This window comes from Pseudoalteromonas sp. TB64, from assembly GCF_000498095.1.
Taxonomy (GTDB): domain Bacteria; phylum Pseudomonadota; class Gammaproteobacteria; order Enterobacterales; family Alteromonadaceae; genus Pseudoalteromonas.
Window position 1 is genome coordinate 1 of record NZ_AUTQ01000126.1, and the last position, 9,436, is coordinate 9,436.

The window sequence follows — 9,436 nt, forward strand, 5'->3', positions numbered from 1 at the left end:
CATAGGTTAGACATTAAGAGATAATTGGATTCAGGCCGCATTTTAATCGTCCTTTTTCTTTATCTCTTTTTGGGTTCGCTCTTCGTGCATATTTTGACAAAAAACTGATAGTTTTTTGCCATGCTTTATTCAGTGTCGATATCACGCCTTGTGTTATCGACTCCATTAATTGATAAAACCAACCTTGGGTGTTTTTTGCTACCATAAATGTTGATAGCTCAATACCGGCAAGTTGTTGAACACTCATGCCTATTCGCCTCTTTACTAACAACGTCAATAAACTTGCCCACACCAAGCCTTCCATCATGCTCGCTTTTCTGGTGTTAAATTTTTGCAGGTTGCAATAAGACTTCCATTCTTTAAACAGTAACTCTATTTGCCACCTGAGACTGTAGAGCTTTATTACCGCTTCAGCGCTAAATTTTTCTCGATTTAAGTTCGTTGCCCAATAAGTAGGCTCACTTTTTCCTCTAGGCCAGCTCGCAATCAATCGATAATTAGTTTTACCTTCCACATCCATATCGACAATAACACTACGACGAATATGCTTTTTAACGTCCTTTTGCTTCTTCTGTGAAAACCGTTTTAACGCGTTACCGTGACGATTAAAAGCAGCTACTACGGTTGGATTAACCGTGGTTTTAGCCCTGACAACATAAAAGCCTCCTGCTGTATCAATTGATTCAAGATACGATAACTTAAAATAACCTCTATCCGCTAAAAACAAGGTGTCGACTAACGATTTAGCATCAGGTAAAAAATCATATTCAGCTTGGCTATCAGGACTCACTGAGATTTCTTCGGGATAACCTTGAAGCACATCCCAACTCACATGAACCTCTATTGCCGCAGGACTTATTTTAGTAAAGCGACCTTTAAAGGTATCTTTTAAACTATCGTGCACTGCGAACGAACTTCCGTCTTGCAATATGATGCGTTTGAAATCTGACAGTGTGACTTCTGTGCCGAGTATTTGTTGCTGCCATTCATTTAACGCCACATCGACCAGTGATTTCATCAATTGGCTGAATTCAGGCTTACTCAGTTGATTGTGAAACGGTTTATATTGAACATCAGTTTCCGTCAACTTCACAAAATAACGATGTAAATCTGTCACGGTGTTTACCGATTTATCGCCTAGAGCCGTTATTAACGACATGACTAATTCGAAAGGTTTTATTATTCGTTTACGGCTACAAAAACGGCTTGTTTTACCTATTTCGTTAATATTAAAATCGTTAAGCACTTTCGTTATTTTGTTTAACTCAGTATTATATTTATTCATGCTCTGCTTTTGGGATAGATAGTGGTTTGGCGATTACTATCAGATCAAATTCAGAGCATGTTTTCAAGTTTTATTCCTTAAGATCCAACCTATGAATAGAAGTTACTATAGTTATTTATTAATCCTGTGCATTCCATGTAGATCCAACGCCTACTTCTGAAGCTTGAATATAATGTAATCCTTTAGCTCCTGCTATTGATTGTGCTCCGCTAGAGTCTGTTTCTATAAGGCTGCTTACGCCTACAACAAACTCAGGTACTTCTTTACCATTACCTGCTGGATCTTGATCAATGGCACCGTCGGTATCAAATTTACCATTGCCATTGTTCTCTCTAATATCAACCCATGAACCACTCGTATCGCCAGATACGTAACTGTCACTAAAACCAAAATTATTCGATAATAACGACTCTTCGTGATTTATTAAGTCACAATCATATTCAAACGAATGGTCACTACTTAATGTATTAGGATAAAATAAACCCTGAGTAGCTGCACTACTAGCAATTGTATCTGCGTCAGTTTGATCGCCTAACCCATTTGCAATTAAGTTAGCGTCAAAGTTAATAACAAACGCATTTTTAGTTAGCCCATATAATATAGTATCGTCAGCCAAGTCATCACAGTCATCTCCTGGTGCTCTTGAACCAATTTCAGTACTAAATACGATTGGCTGTTGCGAGTTTAATACTGTGTTGTTAGTAACGGTAAGCGTAAAGTCACCTGCACCGTCAAGCACAGCCTGGTTACCTGAGTTTGGTACACCGCCATCAGCTTGAGAGAATGGGTTTGCTGTAAATACAATACCACCGGCTTCTTTGTTTCCTGAACGTATACCCGCAATGTAGTTATTGCTAACGGTGTGTCCAAGTGGTGTAACTAACACTCCACTTGGTCTGTCGTCTGAACTAGCAATGTCTGTCGTACGAATAATTACGTTGTCAGTAATTGAATTAAAACCGCCATCTTCAAGTGATATACCACCGTTAGCATTTAAAATTGTATTACCTTTAATCGTAGCGCCAGACGTTTGTACTCGCATTAAACGACGACCTGTTACAAAGTTTTCTATCAAGTTATATTGTATTTTAAAATTAGAATTGTCAGCTGCATCAGTACCCGTGGTACTTCCAGCATTAATTAAATGTAAACTCGAATTATCAAAGTTGGCATTCTCACTACTGTCGTTAAACAAGTTATATTGAATAACATGGTTTAAACCTGACGAAGCCATTTTAATAACAGAGCCGTTTTCAGAGAAGTTTCGTCCACTAAACGTATTTCGCTCTATCATTGCGCCTTGCCCTTTGAGCATTAACCAATGATAGGTTGAGTTATTTAATTCAGCTTCTTCACCATCTATGCTGTTATGAGAGAATGTAAAGTTACTACCTTCTGAGTAAATAACGGTATCTTCTTCTGTTTCACAAAAAGAATCCGCTTTTGTATCAATATCTTTAAATGTAAGCCCTGTTAAGCTCGCGCCATCTACAGAGTCGACTACATGTATACATACTTCGCCTGTAATAACTGGGCTCTGCGCTTCTACTGAACGCAAAGTTACCGCACTGGTGAGTAAAATAGAGTCCATATCGGCATAAACATTCTCATTTAAACCAATTACATCACCGTCGCCTAAACCTGCATTTACAGTATCGACAAGTTCTGCAGAGTTATTAACTACTTTGGTATAGACTAATGTACTTAAAGCATCTGTAACGGTTACTTCTGGAAAATTATCATTATCAGTATAAGTTGCGTTAACTGAAATAATTGCGCCTGCATAGGCACCTGGAGTGAATGTTTTACTATTTGTACCAGCAACTTCAACTCCATCAGCTGACCAAGCATAAACAATATTAGCTTCATCAACGCCGTTATTATCAGAAACCTCAGCGGTGAGTGTGTTACTCGTTAAATAAGGAGATGTTCCTATAATTTCAACAGTTCCAAGTTGATCTACCGCAAAGCTTGTCACTGGTATTGTTGATGCTGATATATTACTTTCTGCAAAGCCGTTATCATCGGTGTAAGTTACTTGTACTTTGATAACTTTATCTAAAAGTGACTCTTCTACAATGTAAGTACTTTGTGTTGCATTAATTATTACTTCATCATCGGCAAACCACTGATAAGCAATATCACCTGAGGTACCATCTGCATCAACTATTTCACTAGTTAGCGTATTACCAACTGTCGGAGTGCCTTCAATAGATACAGACCCTTGAGAATTAACACGAGTAACAGGCTGCGTTCCAGCCGATGTTACTGACTCTTCAAAGCCACGGTCATCTTCAAATGAGGCATTAACTGTTATAACAGTACCTACTTGCTCCTCGGTTAACTCCAAGGTAGAAAGTACTTGTCCGTCTATTTCTACGTCATCCGCAAACCATTTATACACAATCGTCGCATTTTCAACGCCATTACCATCGGCAACCATTGCTGTAAGTATTGATCCTATTACTGCATTTCCGGTTACTGTAATACTAGCTGCAAATGAAATTGCTGAAACGTTTGCTGTTGGATCTGTTATATGAGATTCGTTTATACCGCCATCATCTGTATACAAAGCTTGAGCGGTAATTGGTAAACCTATTTGATCATCTGTTAGGGTAAACGATGAACCAGTTGCACCGCTAATAGCTTGTCCGTCGGCATACCAAAAGTAAGTTATGTTTCCTGAAATTCCATCTGGATCACTTACACTTGTAGTTAAGGTTTCTCCAGAAGTTACGGTTCCACTAAGAGCAATAGAGCCCAAGTTGTTGTCATTATTATTTGAATCGGTGTTACAGCCTAATATTGCTGCTGCAACAGCACATAGTGCAAAATGTTTTAATTTCATGGTGACTCTATTCTCCAAATTTATGGTTTTAACATTTGGTAGCTTTATTGTGTGTATTACCAAACATTCCACATTTTCATTACCAATCCACAGTAAAAGTAAGCGCGAATTGTTAACCAGGTTGTTAATATAATCATAATGAAATTGTTTTTACCACTACAATCACCAAAAAGGCAGCAATTAATTTATAAGATATTAACAAACAATACCAAAGCGAGACTACGCGTTAGCTAATTACTAGAGTACGTTTATCTTTAGAGGTTAAATGTCAGAAATGTGTTTGGTTATTAGGCAAGACCAGAGCTATTTAGCGTGGTTGTTCTTCGTAAATAGACAATAACGACGTATAGAAATACTAACCACGTGCGGCTTTGTGCTTTTGTCGTATATTAATTTGAGAGTTTGGGAGTGTAATTTTTACTTATTTGAAGTGATTTACTTTATGTATATTTGTTGATTTATTATGCGCTATTGCTAGCTTATAAAACTTAGTGCTTTAAATTAAAATAACCTGAGTTTTAAATCAAAATTACTGCAAACTAGTAATTATATTTAGAACTCAGGTTAAGGCGTTGCTTGTACGCTAAGCTATTTTAAGACTTAGGATAAACAGTCGTATCAAAAAACTCAACAAGTTCTGTCGAGCCTAGAACAACCGGAACACGTTGATGCAAGCTGCTTGGTGTAATATCTAAAATACGTTGTGTTCTAGACGTTGCTTTACCGCCAGCATTCTCAATTAAAAGTGACAATGGGTTTGCTTCGTAAAGCAGTCTTATTTTGCCATTTTCATTTCCGGTACGCTTATCTTGTGGATATAAAAACAAACCACCACGACACAAAATTCTGTGTACGTCGCCAACCATTGCTGCATTCCAGCGTATTGAGCTTTTTCCAAAGCTTTCACAGGTATATAATAATTTATCAAAATAAACTTGTGTAGGCTCATCCCAATAACGGTAGTTAGCCATATTCACAGCAAATTCACGGCTTTGGGTAGGTACGCTTAATTGAGCATTGGTAAGCAAGTAACCACCATGCGTTAAATCAAGGGTGTAACATCGTGTTGGTCCGCCAGTGCTCATTACTAATAATGAAGAAGGACCATATAAAACGTAGCCAGCACATACTTGATTTACACCAGCTTGAGTAAATTGCTCATCGCTGTCGTATGCTACGTCTTCTCTCGCTGGGTAGATTGTAAATATAGTACCAATTTGACCATTTACATCTATATTAGAAGAGCCATCTAGGGGATCAAAGGCAACAATATACTTACCTTCAGGATGACCACCAACAGCATGGTCCTCTTCCTCAGATGCAACGGCTCTTACACTACTGTCGTCTAATAATATGTCTTTAAGCAGCTGATTAGCTATAACATCTAATTTTTTCTGAACTTCACCTTGAATATTTTCATTCAAAGTTGAGCCTAAAACACCACCTAGCTCACCTTGGCTTACTCGAAAAGCAATTTCTTTACTGGTCGCTAAAATAGTGCGAATAAGCATAATGAGATCAGTCGGAACTCCATCTTCTTTTAAAACTGAATTTAATCTTTTCATGCGCTATACCTATTTACACAGTTTAGATCGCTAAAACACTGCTCTAACCTTGTTGTCATGTTTTGCTCTGAATGACGAAGCCATACGCGTGGGTCGTAGTATTTTTTATTCGGTTTATCGTCACCATCAGGGTTACCAATTTGACCTTGTAAATAAGCTTGCTTGTCTTTGTAGTAGTCTAAAATACCATTCCAAGATGCCCACTGCGTATCTGTATCAATATTCATTTTTATTACGCCATACGTTAACGACTCAACTATTTTATCGTACTCAGAGCCGCTACCACCATGAAACACAAAGTTAATTGAGTTCTTTGGTAAATCAAATTTCTCTGATACGTAAGCTTGTGAATCTTTTAGTATAGTTGGTGTAAGAACAACGTTTCCTGGTTTATACACACCATGAACATTACCAAATGACGCTGCAATAATAAAATTAGGGCTAATACGGCTTAAGCGTTCGTAAGCAAAAGCAACATCTTCCGGTTGGGTATATAACGCAGAACTATCAAGATGAGAATTATCAACCCCATCCTCTTCTCCACCCGTACAACCGAGTTCAATTTCAAGGGTCATATTTATTTTAGCCATACGCGCTAAATAGCGTTCGCAGGTTTCGATATTCTCTTCTAATGACTCTTCTGATAGGTCTATCATGTGTGAGCTGAACAGTGGTTTTCCTGTTTTCTCAAAATGCTTTTCACCTTCATCGAGTAAACCATCAATCCAAGGTAATAATTTTTTAGCAGCATGATCTGTATGTAGCATTACCGCTACACCATAGTGAGCAGCTACAGAATGAACATAATTAGCAGCACTTACCGCGCCAAGTACAGCAGCTTGTTGATCAGGTAAAGATAAGCCTTTTCCACAAAAAAACTGTGCTCCACCATTCGAAAGTTGAATGATTACTGGCGATTTCATTTTTTGCGCGGCTTCTAACGTCGCATTTATTGATGACGTACTAACTACATTTACCGCAGGGAGTGCATATTGATGTGTTCGTGCATGTTTATATACCGCACTTACTTCGTCGCCGATTACTACACCGGGCTGGATAGTTGGGGCTAAATAATTCATTTTTATGTTCCTTGCTATTTTAACGCTTCAATACAAGCTGCTGTGATTGCTTGCCAATTTTCTTGCTCTACCCATTCTTTTTTAGCAATCCATGTGCCGCCTACGGCAAATACATTACTTAAAGAAAGATAGTCTAATTTATTTTTTTCACTTACTCCGCCAGTCGGACAAAAACTAACAGAGCGAAATACAGAAGATACAGCGGATACAAATGGAACACCTCCGCATAACGACGCAGGAAAGAGCTTTTGCTCTTCAAACCCGTACTCTAATGCCATTATTATATCACCTGTATTAGAAACACCCGGTAATACAGGAACCTCACACTTAACAAGTTCACCTAGTAATTTTGGCGACACCGCTGGTGTAACAATAAAGTCAGCACCGGCTTCCAACGCTTGCTTTAATATAGACACGTTAATAACGGTACCAGCTCCAACTTTAAGCTCAGGTACTTGTTCTTTTATTGCTTTTAATGCCTCAAGCGAAGCTTCGGTTCTTAATACTACCTCAACTAAACCAAGCCCAGCATTTGCCATAGCTTGGGCTATTTTTACGCCCTGCTCAGGTGTATCAGCTTGAATTATAGGCAGCAGTGATTGTCCTGACATGAGTTCAGAAAAGCGTGTCATTACGTTGGATTTCCTTTGTTAAAAGTTCTGAGACCAAAGTATAGCCTCAGAATATGCAAGTATTATTAAATGAGGTAGTTATATACCGGCTTCAGTCATTGCAAGCTGAAATATATCTTTTGGTATAATAGCGCCTGGTTGTTGAATAACCGTACCAGCGGCTTTAGCTGCAAGTTGTACTGCATCTGTTGTTGTTCTGCCAGACAATCGCGCACCTAAATATACACCGTTAAACGCATCACCTGCTGATGTAGTATCAACAACATGAGTTACCGGAATAATAGTATGACTAAGCAGTGTTTCACCTTCTTTTGTGATTACTGATTCTGGACCATTTTTAACGATTATTTCTTGTATTTTATATGGCTTTAAATAGTCAATAACTGCTTCTACGCTATGTATATCGTAAAGTGTTGTTAAATCTTCTACACCTGGCAATGTAATGTCCGCCAAGCTAAATGCCAAGTGATATTGCGCTTTAGTCTCGTCAGTATCTTTCCACAACCGCGCACGATAATTTGGATCAAATACTATTTTTACACCCGCATTCTTAAGTTGCTCTATCGTTTTCCAAAACTTGTCTCTTGCGCTTTCTTCTATTACTGCAAGTGAAATACCTGAAAAGAAAAACATATCACCCGATGATAATTGTTCAACAATATCTGCATTTAAAAAGTCGACTACTTTTTTAGCCGCCGAATCGCTTCGCCAATAAGTAAAGCTACGCTCGCCGGTATCATCTGTTTCAATGTAATACATACCAGGCACTTTATCATCGTGCGCAAACACAAATTGTGTGTTTAGCTCTTCACTTTTAAAGCGAGTTAGCATTTGCTTACTTAGGCTATCTTGTCCTAAAGCAGTTACTAACGAGGTACCAACATCTGGATAACAACGCTTTAAATATACAGCTGAATTGTAAACATCACCTGCAAATGACTGGTGCAGCTTAGACTCACTCATTGCTCTGAGTTCAACCATGCATTCGCCAAGAAAGTAAATATTTTTCATATTGGAAACTTATCCTATGTTATTAATAGCTATGCACTTGCATTTAATGCTCCTGCATAGCCATTACTATCAGATTAATTAGGCTTTTTTAAAGGCTCAATTTTTGGAATAAGTATCCAAACAGCAGCCATTGCAATAATTGCTAAAGAAGCACCAATAACAAATGCTGGAGTATAGTTACCATCAGCAGTAAGAATAGGAACCAGTGATGTAAGGCCTACAGCACCAAGCTTTGCAGCCATACCAGAGAAACCTGATAATGTACCCACAGCCTTTTTACCTAGTAAATCACTTGGTAGTGTTTGCACATTACCAATTGCAGTTTGGAAACCGAATAAAATAACAGCCATAATAAGCACCGCTGTAGTTGGGCCACCAGGATTAGCCATCGCAAGTAGCGAAGGTAGCATAATTAAACAACCCAGCGTAATGGTTAACTTACGTGTTTTATCTGTATTCCAACCGGCTTTAAGCCTGTTTTGTGCCAGTAAGCCACCAAACCATGCGCCAAACATTGCACCAACATAAGGAACCCAACCGTATATACCGATAGACTTAACGTCCATGCCGTACACTTCGTTTAAGTAAATTGGAATCCAAAAAACAAATAACCACCAAATAGGGTCAATCGCAGCAGAAGCGATAATTACACCCCAACTTTGTTTACGAGAAAGTAGCTCAGCGGTAGAAGGGTTATATTCTTCTTCATCTTCGCCAGTTACATCGCCGTTATCATCAACACGTCTTTGACCTGTTAAAATGTATTCACGTTCTTCAGCTGTAAGCCAAGGGTGAGAGCTAGGCGGCGCTTTAACTAAAATTAACCAAGGCACTAACCAAAGAAAACCTAATACACCAACAAAAACAAACACCATTTGCCAGCTAAAATAGATAGTCAAATATGCAATTAACGGAATTGCAATAATACCGCCAATAGCCGCGCCAGAGTTAAAAATACCCTGCGCTAAAGCACGCTCTTTGGTAGGAAACCATTCAGCATTACCTTTAGCGGCTCC

Annotated in this window: 7 protein-coding genes; all 7 read right to left on the reverse strand. The window is 38.5% G+C overall.

Going from position 1 to position 9,436, the window contains the following annotated elements:
• Nucleotides 1-13 precede the first annotated feature (13 nt).
• Entirely contained in the window at nucleotides 14-1,285 is a 1,272-nt protein-coding gene (locus L647_RS0109850; RefSeq protein WP_024610808.1) for an IS4 family transposase, read from the reverse strand.
• 118 nt (nucleotides 1,286-1,403) lie between these two features.
• On the reverse strand, nucleotides 1,404-4,133 hold the full coding sequence (locus L647_RS0109855) for a poly(beta-D-mannuronate) lyase (RefSeq protein WP_024610979.1): 2,730 nt from the start codon (nucleotides 4,131-4,133) through the stop codon (nucleotides 1,404-1,406).
• Between the two features lie 593 nt (nucleotides 4,134-4,726).
• Complete coding sequence (locus L647_RS0109860) at nucleotides 4,727-5,698, reverse strand: class 1 fructose-bisphosphatase (RefSeq protein WP_024610980.1); 972 nt, start codon at nucleotides 5,696-5,698, stop codon at nucleotides 4,727-4,729.
• Nucleotides 5,695-6,777, reverse strand: coding sequence for a class II fructose-bisphosphate aldolase (gene fbaA, locus L647_RS0109865; protein WP_024610981.1), 1,083 nt, complete (start codon nucleotides 6,775-6,777; stop codon nucleotides 5,695-5,697). Before fbaA ends, L647_RS0109860 begins: the two co-directional genes overlap by 4 nt.
• A gap of 14 nt (nucleotides 6,778-6,791) precedes the next feature.
• A complete protein-coding gene (gene eda, locus L647_RS0109870) occupies nucleotides 6,792-7,409 on the reverse strand; it encodes a bifunctional 4-hydroxy-2-oxoglutarate aldolase/2-dehydro-3-deoxy-phosphogluconate aldolase (protein WP_024610982.1) in 618 nt (205 codons plus the stop codon).
• 78 nt (nucleotides 7,410-7,487) lie between these two features.
• The gene (locus L647_RS0109875) at nucleotides 7,488-8,420 is read right to left on the reverse strand and encodes a sugar kinase (protein ID WP_024610983.1); all 933 of its coding nucleotides are present in this window, start codon (nucleotides 8,418-8,420) and stop codon (nucleotides 7,488-7,490) included.
• Nucleotides 8,421-8,494: 74 nt separating this feature from the next.
• Nucleotides 8,495-9,436, reverse strand: a 942-nt coding sequence (locus L647_RS0109880) for an MFS transporter (protein ID WP_024610984.1), incomplete at its 5' end; no start/stop codon positions are given.